The sequence below is a fragment of the Bradyrhizobium canariense genome, assembly GCF_018130465.1.
GTDB classification, from domain to species: Bacteria; Pseudomonadota; Alphaproteobacteria; order Rhizobiales; family Xanthobacteraceae; genus Bradyrhizobium; species Bradyrhizobium canariense_C.
In genome coordinates, this window is the sequence record NZ_JAFCKJ010000001.1 from 47,423 (window position 1) to 65,828 (window position 18,406).

The window sequence follows — 18,406 nt, forward strand, 5'->3', positions numbered from 1 at the left end:
ATCAATGCAAGCAAATTATACCGCCTAATAGATGTCGCCTGAAGCTCTATCTGTTGCCAGGAACCGCGCCGCTTTGGGCGCTTCTCGACATATGGATGCCCCATGGACGTCACGACCAACCAAAAGACAACGCAGCCAAACGCCGCGTGGAGTGCTGTTTTCGCGCTGTCGCTTTGTGCCTCGACGCTCGTCGCGTCCGAATTCATGCCCGTCAGTCTGCTCACGCCGATCGCCAGCGGTCTTCAACTGACGGAAGGGCAGGCAGGACAGGCAATTTCCATCTCCGGGCTGTTCGCCGTTCTGGCCAGTCTGTTCATCTCGGCGGCGACGTCTGGTTTCGATCGTCGCTCGCTCCTGCTGTGGCTGACCAGCCTGATGCTGGTGTCCGGAATCATCGTAGCCTTCGCTCCCAATTATTCTGTCTTCATGGCCGGACGGGCGCTTGTCGGGATCACGATCGGCGGTTTCTGGTCGCTGTCCGCCGCGACGATGATCCGCCTGGTCCCAACCGTCGATGTGCCGCGCGCTCTTGCGGTTCTGAATGGCGGCAATGCGCTCGCGACCACGATTGCTGCGCCGCTTGGCAGCTTTCTCGGTCAGTACATCGGCTGGCGCGGCGCGTTCTTCTGTGTTGTTCCCGTCGCCGCGCTGACTTTTGTCTGGCAGTTCCTCACGCTGCCCACGATGCCGAGCCAGGAGCGGGCCAGTGCGGCGGCAGCGTTCAAGGTCTTGCGCCGCCCGCAAGTGCCTTACGGTATGCTCGCAGCCGCGCTGTTCTTCCTCGGACAGTTCGCACTCTTCACGTATTTGCGGCCGTTCCTCGAAACGGTGACGCGCGTCGATGTCACGACGATCTCGGCGTTTCTTCTGCTCATGGGGGTTGCTGGTCTCATCGGCACGTCGATCATCGGGTTCGTCATCCGCGAACGCCTCTACGCGTCCCTCATTGTCATGCCCTTCGCGATGGCTCTGATAGCCGTCGCGGTGACGGCATTCGGCTCCTCGCCGGTTGCAATGGCGGCACTGATGTTCCTGTGGGGCTTCATCGGGACGGCCGCGCCCGTGGGCTGGTGGACGTGGGTCAGCAAGGCGTTGCCCGATGATGCGGAAGCCGGCGGCGGCCTGATGGTGGCGGTGGTGCAACTGGCCATCACCACGGGAGCGGCCGGCGGCGGCGTTCTCTTCGACTACAGCGGCTATCAGAGCACCTTTCTGTTCAGCGCCGTCATCCTCGCTCTGTCATCTTGCGTCATTTTGGTCGGAGCCATTCGCCGCAGGGCGAAAGCCGACCCGCAATGCGACGCTTGCGTATCGGCCAGCCCGGCCTCGTGACGCAGCCGCGCCCAGGCGCCGGAACAGGAGACCACCAATGAAGGCAGCCGACGTGCCTCCATCCTCGACCAAAGCCGAATAGCGTCGTGAAATCTGCGCGCCTAGATTGAAAGGCGGAAAGGCAAGTTGTGGGCGGGCAGGCGGGGGAAAGTGCATGATGCAAGTGCCGCTGCTCGAGCGGTCTTCATCATCCTGCTTTTTCCGACGACTTTTTTCTGCGTTCTACGTCCACGCATGCTCGGCAATATCGATGCAGTTGCGAGTGGCACTGGAGCGATGCGCGATTGCAGGTAACCACGGAGAACGCAGATGAGCCGCTTCCCCTGGCGCTTGTGGCAATGGCACAAGAACAAATCTCTGGATCATGCAGAGCCTCCTCCGGACAAGGCGGAGCCTTCTTCCGAACCATTTGCAGGCAGGGATCGGCGACACATGTTGCAGGCGCTCTCCGTCCTGGCCGCAAGCAGTGCGTTGGGTGAGATGTCAAACCCCGCCCAAGCAAAAGACTCGAGTGACTTGCCGCCTCCAAGACGTGCGTTGACCGGCCGCGATGAAGCCGGCAAGTCGGTGTTGAAGTCTTTTGACGTGACGCCAAAGCTGGTCGAGATTGATGCCAATCCAGGACTGACTTTCTACGAACTGTATAGGACCGAGGGAGTGCCAGAACTCACCGGCCTGGAGCCGGATCTGATGTCGAGGGGAACAATGGCCTTTCCGGGCCCCGCGGGTACCATTTTTCGACTCATTTCATATCCACCGAAGCGCCCCGAAGGCTGGAAGCCGCCGCCTGGAGTCACTTTCGAGAGTGGGCTTCGTGAAATGTCGGAAAAGATCCCTGGCATGGGAGACCATTTTGAGCGCGGCGCTCCGGGGATGCACACATCGGACACCGTTGACTACGGAGTCGTGGTTCGCGGCGAGATGACACTGGAGTTGGACGACGGGCAGAAGATCCATTTGCGCCAAGGTGATTGCGTCGTGCAAAACGGCACGCGCCATCGCTGGCGCAACCCATTGCCGGAACCCTGTCTCATGGCGTTTGTCTCGATCGGCGGGAAGCGCGCCTGACGTTTGGGAGTCGGAGGACGGCTGTATGTGGGCGCCGCCTCGTTGGCTGAAAAAAATCGCGCGTTACGCTTCCGCAGGAGGACGACCAAAGTCCCGGGCAACGCGCCATCGCCATGATGGGATCATGCCGGTGTTTTGCCCGACAAGTCAAACTCCATTTCGTAAAATAAGAATATCGTCGGGCGTTAGCTAAGCCATTGATAAAGCAGACCCCGGCTACTGTGCATGGGGTTGTTTTCGCGTTTTTTGTTGGAGCGCCCCCCAACCGACGGCCACCGCTGGCGGTGGACGTCCCGTCATCCGGCCTTTGCGATGCGGCCTTCCGCGCCTGAGCGAAGATTCTGGAAGAACTTTTCCACTTCCCGTGACAGCGTCTCCGCCGTCGCGGTCAGGCTGCTCGCCGCCGTCAGCACCGAGGACGCCGCAGTATCCGTCTCGCCGATGGCGTCGCGGAGCGAGGTGATGTTGGCGACCAGGGTCTCGTTGCCTTGGGCAGCCGATTGCGCGTTGGACGAGATCTCGCGCGTGGCGGCGTCCTGCTGGCCGATGGCGCCGGCGATCGCCGAGGTGACGTCGTTGATCTCGCGCACCGCGCCGCCGATCTCGCGGACGGCGTCGACCGCGTTGCGGGTGGAGGACTGGATCATCGAGACGTTCTCGCTGATGTCCGCGGTCGCCTTCGCGGTCTGGCCTGCGAGGGCCTTGACTTCATGTGCGACGACGGCAAAGCCGCGGCCGGCATCGCCCGCGCGCGCGGCCTCGATGGTGGCATTGAGCGCGAGCAAATTGGTCTGCTCGGCGATCGCCTGGATCAGGCTGAGCACGCCGTCGATGCGTTGGGTCGCAGCCGCCAGGCTCTCGATCTCGGCGATCGATTTCTCGGTGCGCTGGCCGGTCTGCTCGACCGCGCTGGCAGATTGCCGCACCTGCCGGCCGATCTCGACCACCGACGCCGACAGCTCCTCGGCCGCGCCTGCCACCGCCGTGACGTTGTGGGAGGCCTGCTCGGTGGCGTTCGCCGCCGTGCCGGCGCGGCTGCTCGCGTCCGCGGTGACGCGGGTGATGGTCTGCGCCGTCTCGCGCATGACGGAGGCGTTGTCGCTGAGGCCGCGCATGATCGCGCCGATCGCCTCGCGAAACGCGTCGACGGATTGTTCGATGTGGCGGGCGCGCTCCTCGCGCGCGGCGGAGTCCTGCGAGACCTGCGAGGCGAGGTTGCGGTTGCGCCCCATCGCGTCCTGGAAGATCTGGATCGCGCGTGCCAGCGCGCCGATCTCGTCGGCGCGGTCAGAGTGCGGCACCACGACGTTCTCGGCGCCGTCGGCAACCCGCTTGATGGTCGCGGTGATGGCGGAGAGGGGGCGTGCGATCGAGCGCGCGATGATGACGATGCCGATCACCACGAGCGCGAGCGCCACGCCGCCGAGGCAGGTCAGGACGAAGGAGAGGGTGCGATTGGTCTCGGTCTCGTGCGCGATCTGCCTGGCGCGCTCGGCATAGACCTTGGACAGCGCCTCGAGATCCTTGTTCAGCGCCGAGCGCACGGCGCGGTTGGCGTCGTTGTCGCCCCATTCGCGGCCCGCGGCCGCATTGATCTCGACGCCGCGGCGCACCAGCTCCTTGCGGAACTCGACGAACTGCTCGATGCGCTTCTTGAAGGTGGCGAACTGCTCGGCATCGTCAGTCTTGACGATCGTCTCCCAGCGCTTCACGACGTCGAGGATCTGGGCGTTGAACTTGAGGAGGCCCTCGCCGTATTTCTTCACGACGGCAGGCTCGGTCGACATGTAGACGCCGCGCGATTCCATCACGACCGCATAGACCAGCGAGTTGACCCGCTCGACGTTCAGCGCGGCGGCGTTCGCGGTCTCGATCGCGCTCGTCAGGTCGGCGCCGCGGCGGCTGTTGTAGTCGGACAGCGTCGCGATCGCCGCCGTGAGCAGCGCGAATAGCGCGAAGATCGCGTACAGCTTGGTCGCAAGCGTGAAGCGGCCGGCCAGGCGGGCATTCCCAGAGCGTTCGGTTGTCATGGTTTTCAAGGGACCCAATGGCCGGGAGCGGCCGGAGAGCGCGGTCGTACAAATTGATGCAAAACTATGCAGAACGAAGATGGATGTGGCGTTAACGCCGGGGTGGGGCCCCTTCGCCCTTGGTCGAAAGAAAGGTAAGATATTTCAGCGTCTTGATCTGAAGGTACAGTTTCAGGATCGCCCTGGAGTCGGCCTCTGGCCGACGAACCCCGGAGAGACCCTTGGTCTACCGCCACACCATCGACGCCACGACCTACACGTTCCCGGATTTGCGCGACCTGCTCGCCAAGGCGACCCCGCCGCGCTCCGGCGACCGGCTGGCCGGAATCGCCGCCGCCAGCGCCGAACAGATGATCGCGGCACGGATGGCGCTGGCCGACGTCCCGCTCGGGCAGTTCTTGCAGGAAGCCGTCATCCCCTATGAGACCGACGAGGTCACCCGTCTCGTCATCGACAGCCACGACGCCAAGGCCTTCGCGCCGGTGGCCTCGCTGACGGTCGGCGCCTTTCGCGACTGGTTGCTGTCGGATGCCGCGACGCCCGAAATCCTGCGCAAGCTGGCGGGCGGCATCACGCCGGAGATGGCGGCCGCGGTCTCGAAGCTGATGCGCAACCAGGATTTGATCCTGGCGGCACGGAAATGCGAGGTCACCACCGCTTTCCGCAACACCATCGGCCTGAAGGGCCGGATGAGCACCCGGCTCCAGCCCAACCATCCCTTCGACGATGCCAGGGGAATCACCGCCTCCATCCTCGACGGCATCCTGCTCGGCGCCGGCGATGCCTGCATCGGCATCAACCCGGCGAGCGACGATCCGGCCGTGATCGGCCAATTGCTGCGGCTGCTCGACGAGATCATCGCGCGGCTGGAGATCCCGACCCAGGGCTGCGTGCTGACCCATGTCACCACGACGCTGTCGCTGATCGGGCAGGGGGCGCCGGTCGACCTCGTCTTCCAGTCGGTCGCCGGCACCGAGGCCGCCAACCGCAGTTTTGGCATCGACCTTGCGCTTCTGAAGGAGGCGCAAGAGGCCGGGCTGTCGCAGAGGCGTGGTACGGTCGGCCAGAACGTGATGTATTTCGAGACCGGCCAGGGCTCCGCGCTGTCGGCCAATGCCCATCACGGCGTCGACCAGCAGACCTGCGAGGCGCGCGCCTATGCGGTTGCCCGCGCCTTTGCCCCGCTGCTGGTCAACAGCGTGGTCGGCTTCATCGGCCCGGAATATCTCTACGACGGCAAGGAAATCATCCGGGCCGGGCTGGAGGATCATTTTTGCGGCAAGTTGCTTGGGCTGCCGCTTGGGATCGACATCTGCTACACCAACCACGCCGAGGCGGACCAGGACGACATGGACAATCTCCTGACGCTGCTCGCTGCCGCCGGCGTCACCTTCATCATGGGCGTCCCCGGCGCCGACGACGTCATGTTGAACTATCAGTCCACGTCATTTCACGACGCGCTCTATGTTCGCGACGTCTTCTCCTTGCGCCGCGCGCCGGAGTTCGACGACTGGCTGGTGCGGTCCGGCATTGCGGGCGCCGATTTCCGTCTTGCCGGCGATGCAGGCCTGCTGCCCGATTTTGCCTCCCGGCTGATCGCGTGACGCGGCGAAAGCATCCGTCGGCTTGAGGAAACTATTGGTCCCTCCGGGAATTATGCTCATGCCACAATATTGAGAAATTCCGGCGACAGCATTACGCTATATGTCTGGCTGGCAATTTCCGCAGCTATGTCGAGCGTGGCGGGGGAGCTTTGATGCGAGCTGAAAGCAACGGTACGTCCCGGCGGATTCTATGCGTGTTTCCGCGATACACATCGTCGTTCGGAACGTTCGAGCATTCCTACCCCCTGACCGATGGCGTCCGTGCCTTCATGCCGCCGCAGGGGCTTTTGCTGCTCGCGGCCTATCTGCCCAGGGAATGGCAGGTCAAGTTCGTCGACGAGAACCTGCGCCGCACGACAAAGGAAGAGTTCGAATGGGCCGAGGCGGTCTTCGTCAGCGGCATGCACATCCAGCGCCAGCAGATGAACGACATCTGCCGCCGTGCCCATGAATTCGATCTCCCGGTCGCGCTCGGCGGGCCCTCCGTCAGCGCCTGCCCGGACTACTACCCCTCCTTCGACTATCTCCATGTCGGCGAGCTCGGCGATGCCACCAACGAGCTGCTCGAGATATTGTCGCGCGACATCTCGCGTCCCGAGGAGCAGGTGGTGCTGACCACCAAGGACCGCGTGCCGATGACGGAATTCCCGATCCCGGCCTACGAGCTCGCCGACGTGAAGAGATATATGCTCGGCAGCATCCAGTATTCCAGCGGCTGTCCCTATCAGTGCGAGTTCTGCGACATCCCCGGCCTCTACGGCCGCAATCCGCGTATCAAGTCGCCGGAGCAGATCATCGCCGAGCTCGACCGCCTGCGGGAATGCGGCATGACCGACACGGTCTATTTCGTCGACGACAATTTCATCGGCAACCGCAAGGCGGCGATGGACCTCCTGCCGCATCTGATCGAATGGCAGAAGCGGACCGGCTATGTGGTGCGGCTCGCCTGCGAGGCGACGCTCAACATCGCCAAGCGGCCTGAGATCCTCGAGAAGATGCGCGATGCCTACTTCATCACGATCTTTTGCGGCATCGAGACGCCCGATCCCGACGCGCTGAAGGCGATGCAGAAGGACCACAACATGATGGTCCCGATCCTGGAGGGCGTGCGCACCATCAACTCCTACGGCATGGAGGTGGTGTCCGGCATCATCATGGGGCTCGACACCGACAAGCCGAACACCGCCGAGGCGCTGCTCGCCTTTGTCGAGGAATCGCGCATTCCGCTGTTGACTATCAACCTGCTCCAGGCGCTGCCGAAGACGCCGCTGTGGGACCGGCTGGAGCGGGAAGGGCGCCTGGTCGAGGACGACGGCCGCGATTCCAACGTCGACTTCCTGCTACCCTATGACGACGTCGTTGCCTCCTGGAAGCACACCATGGGCGTCGCCTACGAACCCGAGAAGGTTTTCGAGCGCTTCCAGCATCAATGCGACCACGTTTACGTGCACCGCCTCAAGATGCCGACGCCGGACGAGATGAAGACCTGGGCCAACATCAGGCGCGGCCTGATCATGCTGCGAAACATCTTCTGGAAGGTCGGCGTGCTCGGCGACTACAAGCGCGTGTTCTGGAAGTTCGCGCTGGGTCGCATCAAGCGCGGCGATCTCGAAGGCCTGATCGGCTGCACCCTGATCGCGCACCATCTCATCACCTTTGCGCGGGCAGCATCGAGCGGCGAGCAGAACGCCTCGAACTATTCGCTGCGGCTGCGCGAGGCTTCCGTTCCCGCCGAATGACGCAACATGTCTGACCCGGCCGTCCCGCGCCGCCCGACCCTCGATCTGCGGTCGCTCACGCCTGCGCGCGTCGCGCTAGGGCGCAGCGGCGCGAGTGTGCCGACGCGCGCGCTGCTCGATTTCACGCTGGACCATGCCCGCGCCCGCGATGCCGTGCATGCCGTCTTCGATGCGCCGCGGCTGGTCGCGGATCTCCGCGCGCTTGGCCTCGTCGTGACCGAGGCGAAGAGCCAGGCGGTCGACCGCAGGGAGTATCTGCGGCGGCCCGATCTGGGCAGGCGACTCGATGCCGGATCAGTCGAGGCTCTGGCGCGGAGCGCCTCGGAGCCGTGCCAACTCGCGGTCGTGATCGGCGACGGCCTGTCGGCGGCGGCGGTCCACGCCCATGCGGTCGCCCTGGCGATGCGCCTGCTGCCGTTGCTCGCAGCCGACGATGGTGTCGCGATCGGCCATGTCGTCGTCGCCTCAGGCGCGCGCGTCGCACTCGGCGACGAGATCGGCACCATTCTCGGCGCGCGCATGGTCGTGACGCTGATCGGCGAGCGGCCGGGCCTGTCGGCGCCCGACAGTCTCGGCGCCTATCTGACTTTCGCGCCGAAGCCGGGCCGCACTGATGCCGAGCGCAATTGCGTGTCGAACATCCACAAGGCCGGGTTGAGCTATGACGAGGCTGCCTTCAAGATCGCTTGGCTGGTCCGCGAGGGGCTCGCCCGGGAGGTGACCGGCGTGGCGCTGAAGGACGAGAGCGCGGACCGCGCGCCGCGTCGAATTGGCACGGCTTTGCCCGAATGAAGGGCAGCGCGGCAAAATCGCCACATCTTGATCGATTCTGCCACACTCCGCCTGCTTGCGAGAAGGGTGATTGACCTGCTAAACCCCTCGCGGCGATTTTCTGCGCATTTTCAAAGGGCAAGCCTCCCATTGGTATGGCATTTTCAAGCCGTTCGCGGGGCGCAACAAGCTCACAGACCGAGCCGATTTAGGAACTGGATAAGGCATGCTCGAAAAGCACAGCGAGAGTGAGGTTCATGTCGACAAGGTCGAGCAGGGACCTGCGTCCTCGATCGCCTTCGGGCTGGAGCGCATCGGGCTGATCGCAGTCCGGGCGCCCATCGTCTCCTGCATCGTCCTGCTCGTCCTGATCGTCGGCGCCGTGTTCGGCATCCACCGGATCAAGATCGACGATTCGCTGTCGCAGCTGTTCCGGTCCAACACGCCGGAATTCCGCCAGTACGAAGCGGTGACCAAGAAGTTCCCGGCCGAGGAATTCGACGTCCTCGTCGTGGTCGAGGGCAAGACCCTGCTGGCGCGCAACAACCTCGAGAAACTGCGCGACTTCGTCACCGACATGCAGCTCGTCGAGGGTACGCGCGGGCTGGTCTCGCTGTTCTCCGCGCGCCAGGCGCCGGCGCCGGGCAAGCTTCCCGCCGCGCTGTTCCCGGCCGAGCTGCCCGAGGGCGCGGCCTATGACAAGTTCATCGAGGGCGTCAAAGCCAACGAGATCATCCGCGGCAAGCTGCTGTCGGAGGACGGCACGCTGGCGTTGATCGTGCTTTCGCTCGATCCGGAGGTGGTCGCCTCCAGCAAGCTGACCAAGACCGTCGGCGACATTCGCGCCTTGATGAAGGAAGACCTCAGCGACACCGGGCTCAACGTGCAGCTCTCCGGCGTGCCGGTGATGCAGCTCGAAATCCGCAACGCGGTCGAGCGCGACGGGCTCACCTACAACATCCTCGGCATTCTCGCCGGCTGTGTCATCGCCATCATCTTCTTCCGCAAGATCTCGTTCATGGTGGCGGCGGCATTCCCGCCGATGATCGCGATCCTGCTGGCGCTCGGCGCGCTCGGCTGGGCCAATTTCAATCTCAACATGTTCCTGAACGTGATGACGCCGCTCATCATGGTCATCAGCTTCTCGGACTCGATGCAGCTCACCTTCGCCGCGCGCGACCGGCTGATCGCGGGCCAGGACAAGTTCACCGCGTTCAAGAACGCGGTGCTGGTGGTAGGACCGGCCTGCGTGCTGACGCACGGCACCGCCGGCATTTCCTTCATCGCGCTCCAGTTCTCCGACTCCGACCTGATCCGCAAGTTCGGCGAGGCGGGTCTCGCCGCCACCATCATCGCGCTGGTCGCGGTGTTGTCGCTGGTGCCGGTGTTCGGCGTGCTGCTTGTGCGCAACGAGAAAGTCTTTGCGACCAAGTTCCAGAGCGCGGATGCCGGCGTGCAGGCGCTGCGCAATTTCTGCTACTGGATCGCGGTGCGCATGGTGGGCCGCCCCGGCCTGTTCAGCCTGATCGCTGTGCTGTTCGTCGCCGGCCTCGGCGTCATCTACGCCAATCTGGAGCCCCGTTACCGTCTTGCCGACCAGGTGCCGGACAAGCGTCAGGCGGTCGCCGCCAGCGACCGGCTCGACGCCAAGCTCACCGGCGCCAACCCGGTCAACGTGCTGATCCAGTTCCCCAAGGGTGAATCGCTCTATTCGCCGGAGACGCTTCAGACCATCGCGGACGTGCACGCGACGGTGGAGAAGGCGGCCGGTGTCGGCAATGTCTGGTCGGTCGAGACCCTGCGCCGCTGGCTCGCGGAAAAGGCCGGCAGCGCCGACGTCGCGACGCTGAAGGAATATGTCAGCGTCATTCCGGAGCATCTGGTGCGTCGGTTCATCGATGCCGAGCAGGACGCCGTCGTGGTCGCAGGCCGCGTGCCGGACAAGGATTCCAGCCAGCTCCTCCCGATCGTCGACAAGCTCGATTCCGAGCTCGACGCCGTCCGCAAGAAGCATCCCGGCTATGAAGTGGCGGTCACGGGTCTTGCCGCGATTGCCGCGCGCAATTCGGCCGGCATGATCGAGAAGCTCAACCGCGGGCTCACCGTCGAATTCGCGCTGGTCGCGATTTTCATCGGCCTTGCCTTCCGCTCCTGGGTCGTGATGTTCGCCTGCATCCTGCCCGGCATCTTCCCGGTGGTGATGTCGGGAACGGTGCTGTGGGCGATGGGCGAGGGGCTGCAATTCGCCAGCGTCGTGGCGCTGACCGTTTCGTTCGGCCTTGGCTTAAGCGCCACCATCCACTTCCTCAATCGCCTCAGGCTCGAGAGCAAGCCGGGCGTCGGTTCGGCGCTCGCTGTGGAGCGGGCGACCGTGCTGGTCGGCCCGGCGCTGATCCTGACCACGCTGGTGCTGGCCTGCGGCCTCGTCGTCACCGTGTTCTCCGACCTGCCATCGCTGCGGCTGTTCGGCTGGCTCAGCGCCTTCTCGATGGTGATGGCGCTCGTCGCCGACCTCTTCATCCTCCGGCCGACGGCGATGTGGCTGATCAATCTGCACGCCAAGCTTCAGGGCACCGACAAGCCGGCGATCTGAGCGGGGTCATCCATCGGACATGGAATCGGCGCGGTCTGGGCGACTGCGCCGTGTTTCCGAAAAACAACAAGCCCCGGTTCGCGAGAACCGGGGCTTGCTGCTTTCGAAGCGGTAAGAGCTATCAGCCCTTCGTCATCGTGATGTTGACGCCGCGGATCTCGCCCTTGGATGAGATCTGCACCGTCTGCTTGGTGCCGTTGGTGCGCAGCGACAAATTGGCGGCAAAGCCGTTGGCCTCGACGAACACGTCGATCTGGCCGCCGCCGGCGGTGCCCTGGAGATTGCCGAAGATGTTGCGGCTGGCCTCGCTCCAGTTGCCGGAGATGCGCTCGCCCTGGCTCGTCACGTCGCTGGTCAGGTCGAACTTGTAGCTGTCGGACGCGCAGTGCAGCGCCTGCTTGAGGTTGAGGCCGCTGCCGGCGACCTTGTAGTCCGCTTTGCAGCGGATGCGTTCGGTGGAGCCGTCGGACAGCGACACCGTGCCGGTGCCGGTCCATGCGCCGTCGAAACCGGCAAACGGTCCGGACGACTGAGCCTGACTTGCCGAAACCGAGAACAGCAGCACAGCGCCGATGCCGGCCGCCTTGATTGCCAGTTCAGATCGCCCAAAGAATTTCATCTCAAATATCCCGTTTTGGAACGACGTCCGCTTATCACTAAGAACGTCTCGCCACATCGAAGGTTTAGTGTTCCGAGCCTGTGTCAGGTTCAATGTCTGGCCGCTCCACATGTTGGCATGGCGAAGCGCGCTTGCCATGGTTCGCCTCCGGGTTCTCTGCGTTTCGGTATGTTTCTGGCGCCCAAGGCAGGATGGAGAGATGCAGCTCTGCAACAGGTGCGCAGCAAAACGCGGCGCACCTGAATTATGACGTAGTATCAGTCTCTTACATTTGCCAGAGAAGGCGTAGGGAAGACCTGATTTGGTGGACGTGGCGCCAATTTGGCCGCATTTGCCAGTGCTTGTGCCTTCTCCGAGGCCGCTACTCCCGCGGCGACTTGCCATCAGAACAATCCATTCCGGTCGTCGCCCTGTGCTGTCCGGGATTGGTGCGATTCTGCCGTCAGAATGAAGGAATACAATGCGTAAGCTTCTCGTCGCTCTCACCTTGCTGTCGGCTTCCCTCTCGACCGCAGCGTTCGCCCAGCAAGGGCGCGGCACGGACGCCGAGCAGAAGGCCTGCTCGCGCGATGTGCAGAAGCTCTGCCGTCCGGTCATCGACCAGGGCGATTTCACCATCCTGGCCTGCCTCAAGGAGAACCGGGCCAAGATTTCGCAGGCCTGTGACCAGGTCCTGAAGAACCACAACCAGTAAGCTCGGCCACTGGCCCACAAAAGGCGGCCCCCGGGGCCGCCTTTTCGGACCTGATCCGCACAGGGCAGCCATCGAGAGACAGGATTGGTTTTGCGGCCGTATTCCCCTATATGGGGGCCGCGGCGGCATCGCCGGCACGGGCCCGCGCGAGCAAAAAGCCCTTCCTGTCCAAACGATTGTAGACCAGCCCTCGATGACCTCTGCGAGCGAATTGCGATCCGGCAAGGGTGAGCGCGACGAGAATTTTCCCGTCGCGTCCTGGATCATTCATCCGCGTCATCGCGCGCTGATCCTGGCGTATTACAATTTCGTCCGCACCGCCGACGACATCGCCGACCACGCCACGCTGCCGCCGGACGAGAAGCTCGCTTATCTCGACCTGCTCGAGGCGGAATTGCTCGGCACGGGCGACACCCAGGCCGAGGCCGTCAGCTTGCGGCACGCACTGGCCGAACGCGGCATGGCGCCGCGCCACGCGCTCGACGTGCTCATCGCGTTCCGGATGGACGTGACCAAGTTGCGCTACGAGAATTGGGACGAGGTCATCCACTATTGCCGCTACTCGGCGATGCCGGTCGGCCGCTTCATGCTCGACGTCCATGGTGAGAGCACCGCGACCTGGGCCGCGTCGGATGCGCTCTGCGCAGCGCTGCAGATCAACAACCACCTTCAGGACTGCGGTAAGGATTTCCGCGAGCTCAACCGCGTCTATCTGCCGCGCGATGCGCTGGCCGCGAGTGGCGCCTCGGTCGAGCAGCTCGGACTGGCGCAGTCGCCGCCGGCGATGCTGGCCTGCCTTCAGGCTCTCGCCGTGCGCAACGAAGCGCTGCTCGACGAGGGCAGGTCGCTCAGCGCGGAGATCAGGGATTTCCGCCTCGGCGTCGACGTCTCGGTGATCCAGGCCTATGCCGACCGCATCGTGCGCCTGTTGAAGGTGCGCGATCCGCTGCGCGAGCGCGTGCACCTGAACAAGCTCGAACTCCTCACCTTCAGCCTCGCCGGCATGATCGGCGAAGTCGGCCGCCGCGCGATCGGGCGCAAGGCCATTTCCAGACCGGGGACTGCACATGACGCTTGAGGCGACCTCGCCCGGCGCCAGTTATGGCTCGACCGCATCCGGCAGTTCGTTCTACGCCGCGATGCGCATCCTGCCGCACGACCAGCGCGAAGCGATGTTCCAGATCTACAGCTTCTGCCGTCAGGTCGACGACATCGCCGATTCCGATGGTCCGCGCGACGAGCGGCTCGCCGCCCTTCAGGCGTGGCGCAATGACATCGATGCGCTCTACCAGGGCAATCCGCCGCCGCGGCTGAAGGACTACGTCGCCTCGGTGAAAACCTTCGGCCTCAAGCGCGAGGATTTCCTCGCCATCGTCGACGGCATGGAGATGGACGTGCCGCAGGACATCCGCGCGCCCGACATGGCGACGCTGGATCTCTATTGCGATCGCGTCGCGAGCGCCGTGGGGCGGCTGTCAGTCCGGGTGTTTGGCCTGCCGGAAGAAGACGGCATTGAGCTCGCCCATCATCTCGGCCGCGCGCTCCAGCTCACCAACATCCTGCGCGACATCGACGAGGACGCGGGCCTCGGCCGGCTCTATCTGCCGCGCGAAGCGCTGCTGCATGCCGGCATTACCTCCAACGATCCGAACCGCGTGATCGTCGAGCGCGCGCTGCCGAAGGTCTGCCTGCCGCTGGCGCAGCGCGCAAAGGTGTATTTCGAGAAGTCGGACGAGATCATGAACCGCAACCGGCGCCGCTCGGTGCGCGCGCCGCGGATGATGTCGAAATACTATCATGCCATTCTGGATCTCCTGATCGCGCGCGGGTTCAACGCGCCGCGTGAGCCGGTGCGTGTGTCGAAGGTCACACGCATCGCCATCCTTCTCCGTTACGCTCTCATCTGATGCAAAAAACAGCTCACATCATTGGCGCTGGAATTTCCGGCCTCTCCGCCGCCGTGCGGCTTGCCAATGCCGGCTTCAAGATCGCCGTGCACGAGGCGACGCAGCAGGCCGGCGGCCGCTGCCGTTCCTATTTCGACGGCGCCACCAATCTCACCATCGACAACGGCAACCATTTGCTGCTGTCCGGCAACAGCCATGCGCGCGCCTATGCGCGCTCGATCGGCACCGAGGCGGGCCTCGTCGGCCCGGAGCGCGCGCAGTTTCCCTTCGTCGATATCACGACCGGGCAGCGCTGGCAGATCGATCTCGGCGACGGCCGGTGGCCGACCTGGGTGCTCGACGAGAGCCGCCGCGTCCCCGACACCGGGCTTACCGATTATCTGAAGCTGGCGCCGCTGATCTGGGCGTCGGAAGAGACGCTGGTTGGCAAGTCCATTCCCTGCGAGGGCGTCCTCTATCAGCGCCTGGTGCAGCCGCTGTTGCTCGCGGCGCTCAACGTCGATCCTCCCGAAGGCTCGGCGGGGCTTGCCGGCGCGATCGTGCGCGAGACGCTGCTCGCCGGCGGGCAGGCCTGCCGTCCCCTGATCGCGCGCGACGGGCTCAGCGCGGTGCTGATCGAGCCTGCCGTAACGTTCCTGCAGGAGCGCGGGCACACTGTTCAGCTCGGCCATGAGCTGCGCTCGTTTGCGACCAATGACGGCAAGGTCGGCGCGCTGAATTTCGGCGGCGAGGATGTGATCCGGATCGGCGAGGGCGACGTCGTCGTGATGGCGGTGCCGCCGCGCGCTGCCTCCAACCTGCTGCCGGGCCTGAAGACGCCGACCGAATTCCGCGCCATCGTCAATGCGCATTTCCGCGTTGAGCCGCCAGCGGGATCGGCTCCGATCCTCGGCGTGATCGGCGGCGTCGTGGAATGGCTGTTTGCGTTCCCGAACCGGCTTTCCGTCACCATCAGCAACGGCGACCGTCTGGTCGACATGCCGCGCGAGGAACTCGCGCAGGCGATCTGGAACGACGTCTGCAAGGCGGGCGGCGTTTCCGGCGAGCTGCCCCCTTGGCAGATCGTGCGCGAGCGCCGTGCCACATTTGCGGCGACGCCGGCGCAGAATGCTCTGCGTCCAGGGCCGGTCACTGCGCTGAAAAACCTGTTTCTCGCAGGCGATTGGACTGCTACGGGATTGCCTGCAACCATCGAGGGATCGGTCCGATCCGGTGATCGCGCCGCCGATCTGGTTCTGGCCGCCAAGGGATACTGACAGGCGGCCCTGACGGGCATTTGTCCCGATCAATTTCGGCCAATTCAATCGACTATCGGAGCAATCGAGCGAGATGGATTCCGTGAACGCGACCAGCCGCGAAGCCCAAGAATTGAGGAACTTGGAATCGAGCATTGCGTCGGCCACCGAAGGCGTCCTCGGCTTCCAGCAATCCGACGGCCATTGGGTGTTCGAGCTCGAGGCCGATTGCACGATTCCGGCCGAATACGTCCTGCTGCGCCATTATCTCGCCGAGCCGGTCGATGCCGTGCTCGAAGCCAAGATCGCCAATTATCTTCGCCGCGTTCAGGGTGCTCATGGCGGCTGGCCGCTGGTGCATGACGGCGAATTCGACATGAGTGCCAGCGTGAAGGCGTACTTCGCGCTGAAGATGATCGGCGATTCCGCAGACAGCCCGCATATGGTGCGCGCGCGCGAGGCGATCCATTCCCGCGGCGGCGCCATTCACAGCAACGTCTTTACGCGCTTCATGCTTGCGATGTTTGGCGTCGTGACCTGGCGCGCGGTACCGGTGCTGCCGATCGAGATCGTGCTGCTGCCGTTCTGGTCGCCGTTCCACATCAACAAGATCTCCTACTGGGCGCGCACCACCATGGTGCCGCTGATGGTCATCGCCGCGCTGAAGCCACGGGCGAAGAATCCCAAGGGCGTCGGCATCGACGAGCTGTTCCTGCAGGATCCGCGCTCGATCGGCATGACCGCCAAGGCGCCGCACCAGAGCATGGCCTGGTTCGTGCTGTTCCGCGCGCTCGACCGCATCCTGCGCGTGGTCGAGCCGATGTTTCCCAAGAGCCTGCGCAAGCGTGCCATCGACGCGGCGCTCGCCTTCACCGAGGAGCGGCTCAATGGCGAGGACGGCATGGGCGCGATCTATCCGCCGATGGCCAACATCGTCATGATGTACGACGCGCTCGGCAAGGACGAGAACTTCCCGCCGCGTGCGATCACGCGCCGGGGCATCGACAAGCTGCTCGTGATCAACGACGACGAGGCTTATTGCCAGCCCTGCGTCTCGCCGGTGTGGGACACGACGCTGACCGCGCATGCGCTGCTGGAAGCCGGCGGTGACAAGGCGGTGCCTGCCGCCAAGCAGGGCCTCGACTGGCTGATCCCGAAGCAGGAGCTCGAGGTAAAGGGCGACTGGGCGGTGAAGCGGCCCGACGTGCGCCCGGGCGGCTGGGCCTTCCAGTACAACAATGCCCATTATCCCGATCTCGACGACACCGCGGTGGTCGTGATGTCGATGGACCGCATGCGCCGGGAGCACGGTGCGACCGGTTATGACGCCGCGATCGACCGTGCCCGGGAGTGGATCGAGGGCATGCAGAGCGACGACGGCGGCTGGGCTGCCTTCGACGTCAACAATCTCGAATATTATCTGAACAACATCCCGTTCTCCGACCATGGCGCGCTGCTCGATCCGCCGACCGAGGACGTTACCGCACGCTGTATCTCGATGCTGGCCCAGCTCGGCGAGACCGAGAAGACCAGCAAGCACGTCGCGGACGGGATCGCCTACCTCCGGAAGACCCAGCACCCTGAAGGGTCCTGGTACGGCCGCTGGGGCATGAACTTCATCTATGGAACCTGGTCGGTGCTGTGCGCCCTCAACATGGCTGGCGTCCGCCACGACGACCCGATGATGCGCAAGGCGGCCGACTGGCTGGCCTCGATCCAGAACCAGGACGGTGGCTGGGGTGAGGACGCCGTCAGCTACCGGCTGGACTACCGGGGCTGGGAGGCCGCCCCCTCGACCGCCTCGCAAACGGCATGGGCCTTGCTTGCCCTGATGGCTGCTGGCGAGGTTGATCACCCGGCCGTCGCCCGAGGGGTGGAGTACCTGATTGCAACACAGAACGAAAAAGGACTGTGGGACGAGCAGCGGTACACCGCCACAGGCTTTCCTCGTGTATTCTACCTTCGATATCATGGTTACCCGAAGTTCTTCCCGCTGTGGGCGTTGGCGCGGTATCGGAACTTGCGGAATACCAACAGCAGGGTGGTAGGGGTCGGAATGTGACTTTGGGGATGGGGGACTATCTTACCGCGGGTCAAACCGTTGATCCGCGGCCGATATTGATCGTGACTGGACTGGTTCAGGAGGCCCGCATCGCGGCCGGGCCCGGAATGGCGGTCATCTGTTCGTCGAGCAGCCCGACCCAGTTGCGGGCGCTGCTGACGGTGCTGGATCCCGAGACGATTCGCGGTGTCATCTCCTTTGGCGTGGCCGGCGGGCTCGACCCGACGCTGCGTTCCGGCGACGTCGTGCTGGCGACCGAGGTGCTCGCCGGCGATACCCGCTGGGCCGCTGGCCTCTCGCTCGGCGACGACCTCATCGACCGCCTGACGTCGGGGCGCCGCCGCGTGGTGCGCGGCAGCCTCGCTGGTGCCGAGGAGGTGGTCACCGGGCGCTCCTGCAAGGCGGCGCTGCATTCGGAGACTGGAGCTGCGGCCGTGGACATGGAAAGCCACATCGCGGCGGCCTACGCCGCCGAAGCCGGCTTGCCGTTCGCCGCGGTTCGCGTCATCAGCGATCCCGCCCATCGCGCGCTGCCGGCGCTCGCCCGCGCCGCCATCAAGCCGAACGGCCAGATCGACGTGCTGGCCGTGCTGCGCGGCATCGCGCGCAATCCGACCGCGCTGCATGGACTGGTCTCGACCGGCCTCGACTTCAACCGCGCGCTGCGCTCCTTGCGCGGCTGCCGCGACTTCCTGATCGGCACCGAACTCGTGGAGAGCGAGGCGCTGGTCTCCGAGGCGGCCTGAGCGGTT

General features: G+C 64.5%; 14 protein-coding genes. 12 read left to right on the forward strand and 2 right to left on the reverse strand.

Going from position 1 to position 18,406, the window contains the following annotated elements; translation table 11 throughout:
- Positions 1 to 102 precede the first annotated feature (102 nt).
- Both JQ591_RS00195 and JQ591_RS00200 read left to right on the forward strand, forming a co-directional pair.
- Positions 103 to 1,332, forward strand: coding sequence for an MFS transporter (locus tag JQ591_RS00195; RefSeq protein ID WP_211394029.1), 1,230 nt, complete (start codon positions 103 to 105; stop codon positions 1,330 to 1,332).
- Positions 1,333 to 1,641: 309 nt separating this feature from the next.
- Positions 1,642 to 2,400 carry a cupin domain-containing protein gene (locus JQ591_RS00200; RefSeq protein WP_211394030.1) on the forward strand — a complete coding sequence of 253 codons (759 nt, stop codon included), beginning with the start codon at positions 1,642 to 1,644 and terminating at the stop codon, positions 2,398 to 2,400.
- A gap of 296 nt (positions 2,401 to 2,696) precedes the next feature.
- Here JQ591_RS00200 and JQ591_RS00205 read toward each other — a convergent pair whose 3' ends face one another.
- Entirely contained in the window at positions 2,697 to 4,430 is a 1,734-nt protein-coding gene (locus JQ591_RS00205; RefSeq protein ID WP_211394031.1) for a methyl-accepting chemotaxis protein, read from the reverse strand.
- A gap of 221 nt (positions 4,431 to 4,651) precedes the next feature.
- Here JQ591_RS00205 and JQ591_RS00210 point away from each other — a divergent pair, with 221 nt between their 5' ends.
- From JQ591_RS00210 to JQ591_RS00225, 4 genes are all read left to right on the forward strand, one after another.
- On the forward strand, positions 4,652 to 6,034 hold the full coding sequence (locus tag JQ591_RS00210; RefSeq protein ID WP_211394032.1) for an ethanolamine ammonia-lyase subunit EutB: 1,383 nt from the start codon (positions 4,652 to 4,654) through the stop codon (positions 6,032 to 6,034).
- 152 nt (positions 6,035 to 6,186) lie between these two features.
- A complete protein-coding gene (locus JQ591_RS00215) occupies positions 6,187 to 7,773 on the forward strand; it encodes a B12-binding domain-containing radical SAM protein (RefSeq protein ID WP_211394033.1) in 1,587 nt (528 codons plus the stop codon).
- 6 nt (positions 7,774 to 7,779) lie between these two features.
- On the forward strand, positions 7,780 to 8,565 hold the full coding sequence (eutC, locus tag JQ591_RS00220; protein WP_211394034.1) for an ethanolamine ammonia-lyase subunit EutC: 786 nt from the start codon (positions 7,780 to 7,782) through the stop codon (positions 8,563 to 8,565).
- 205 nt (positions 8,566 to 8,770) lie between these two features.
- Complete coding sequence (locus JQ591_RS00225) at positions 8,771 to 11,137, forward strand: efflux RND transporter permease subunit (protein WP_211394035.1); 2,367 nt, start codon at positions 8,771 to 8,773, stop codon at positions 11,135 to 11,137.
- A gap of 121 nt (positions 11,138 to 11,258) precedes the next feature.
- Here the strand turns inward: JQ591_RS00225 and JQ591_RS00230 are convergent, their stop codons facing one another.
- On the reverse strand, positions 11,259 to 11,756 hold the full coding sequence (locus tag JQ591_RS00230) for a hypothetical protein (protein WP_211394036.1): 498 nt from the start codon (positions 11,754 to 11,756) through the stop codon (positions 11,259 to 11,261).
- A gap of 460 nt (positions 11,757 to 12,216) precedes the next feature.
- Here JQ591_RS00230 and JQ591_RS00235 point away from each other — a divergent pair, with 460 nt between their 5' ends.
- The 6 genes from JQ591_RS00235 to JQ591_RS00260 all read left to right on the forward strand — a co-directional run bounded on the left by JQ591_RS00235 (position 12,217) and on the right by JQ591_RS00260 (position 18,400).
- A complete protein-coding gene (locus JQ591_RS00235; protein ID WP_007593627.1) occupies positions 12,217 to 12,450 on the forward strand; it encodes a hypothetical protein in 234 nt (77 codons plus the stop codon).
- Positions 12,451 to 12,643: 193 nt separating this feature from the next.
- Positions 12,644 to 13,528 carry a squalene synthase HpnC gene (gene hpnC, locus JQ591_RS00240; RefSeq protein WP_211394037.1) on the forward strand — a complete coding sequence of 295 codons (885 nt, stop codon included), beginning with the start codon at positions 12,644 to 12,646 and terminating at the stop codon, positions 13,526 to 13,528.
- Positions 13,518 to 14,357 carry a presqualene diphosphate synthase HpnD gene (gene hpnD / locus JQ591_RS00245; RefSeq protein WP_211394038.1) on the forward strand — a complete coding sequence of 280 codons (840 nt, stop codon included), beginning with the start codon at positions 13,518 to 13,520 and terminating at the stop codon, positions 14,355 to 14,357. Before hpnC ends, hpnD begins: the two co-directional genes overlap by 11 nt.
- A complete protein-coding gene (gene hpnE, locus JQ591_RS00250; protein WP_211394039.1) occupies positions 14,357 to 15,613 on the forward strand; it encodes a hydroxysqualene dehydroxylase HpnE in 1,257 nt (418 codons plus the stop codon). The genes hpnD and hpnE overlap by 1 nt, the downstream gene beginning before the upstream one ends.
- Positions 15,614 to 15,686: 73 nt before the next feature.
- Positions 15,687 to 17,654 (forward strand): squalene--hopene cyclase, encoded by a 1,968-nt coding sequence (gene shc, locus JQ591_RS00255; RefSeq protein ID WP_211394040.1) that lies wholly within the window; start codon positions 15,687 to 15,689, stop codon positions 17,652 to 17,654.
- On the forward strand, positions 17,651 to 18,400 hold the full coding sequence (locus JQ591_RS00260; RefSeq protein WP_211394041.1) for a phosphorylase: 750 nt from the start codon (positions 17,651 to 17,653) through the stop codon (positions 18,398 to 18,400). The genes shc and JQ591_RS00260 overlap by 4 nt, the downstream gene beginning before the upstream one ends.
- Positions 18,401 to 18,406: the final 6 nt, after the last annotated feature.

What these genes read in the sequence shown, in the direction of transcription:
- JQ591_RS00215 (WP_211394033.1), top strand. Translation starts at nt 6,187, where the DNA reads ATGCGAGCTGAAAGCAACGGTACGTCCCGGCGGATTCTATGCGTGTTT.
- hpnD (WP_211394038.1), top strand. Translation starts at nt 13,518, where the DNA reads ATGACGCTTGAGGCGACCTCGCCCGGCGCCAGTTATGGCTCGACCGCA.
- hpnC (WP_211394037.1), top strand. Translation starts at nt 12,644, where the DNA reads ATGACCTCTGCGAGCGAATTGCGATCCGGCAAGGGTGAGCGCGACGAG.
- JQ591_RS00225 (WP_211394035.1), top strand. Translation starts at nt 8,771, where the DNA reads ATGCTCGAAAAGCACAGCGAGAGTGAGGTTCATGTCGACAAGGTCGAG.
- JQ591_RS00205 (WP_211394031.1), bottom strand. Translation starts at nt 4,430, where the DNA reads ATGACAACCGAACGCTCTGGGAATGCCCGCCTGGCCGGCCGCTTCACG.
- shc (WP_211394040.1), top strand. Translation starts at nt 15,687, where the DNA reads ATGGATTCCGTGAACGCGACCAGCCGCGAAGCCCAAGAATTGAGGAAC.
- JQ591_RS00230 (WP_211394036.1), bottom strand. Translation starts at nt 11,756, where the DNA reads ATGAAATTCTTTGGGCGATCTGAACTGGCAATCAAGGCGGCCGGCATC.
- hpnE (WP_211394039.1), top strand. Translation starts at nt 14,357, where the DNA reads ATGCAAAAAACAGCTCACATCATTGGCGCTGGAATTTCCGGCCTCTCC.
- eutC (WP_211394034.1), top strand. Translation starts at nt 7,780, where the DNA reads ATGTCTGACCCGGCCGTCCCGCGCCGCCCGACCCTCGATCTGCGGTCG.
- JQ591_RS00235 (WP_007593627.1), top strand. Translation starts at nt 12,217, where the DNA reads ATGCGTAAGCTTCTCGTCGCTCTCACCTTGCTGTCGGCTTCCCTCTCG.
- JQ591_RS00195 (WP_211394029.1), top strand. Translation starts at nt 103, where the DNA reads ATGGACGTCACGACCAACCAAAAGACAACGCAGCCAAACGCCGCGTGG.
- JQ591_RS00200 (WP_211394030.1), top strand. Translation starts at nt 1,642, where the DNA reads ATGAGCCGCTTCCCCTGGCGCTTGTGGCAATGGCACAAGAACAAATCT.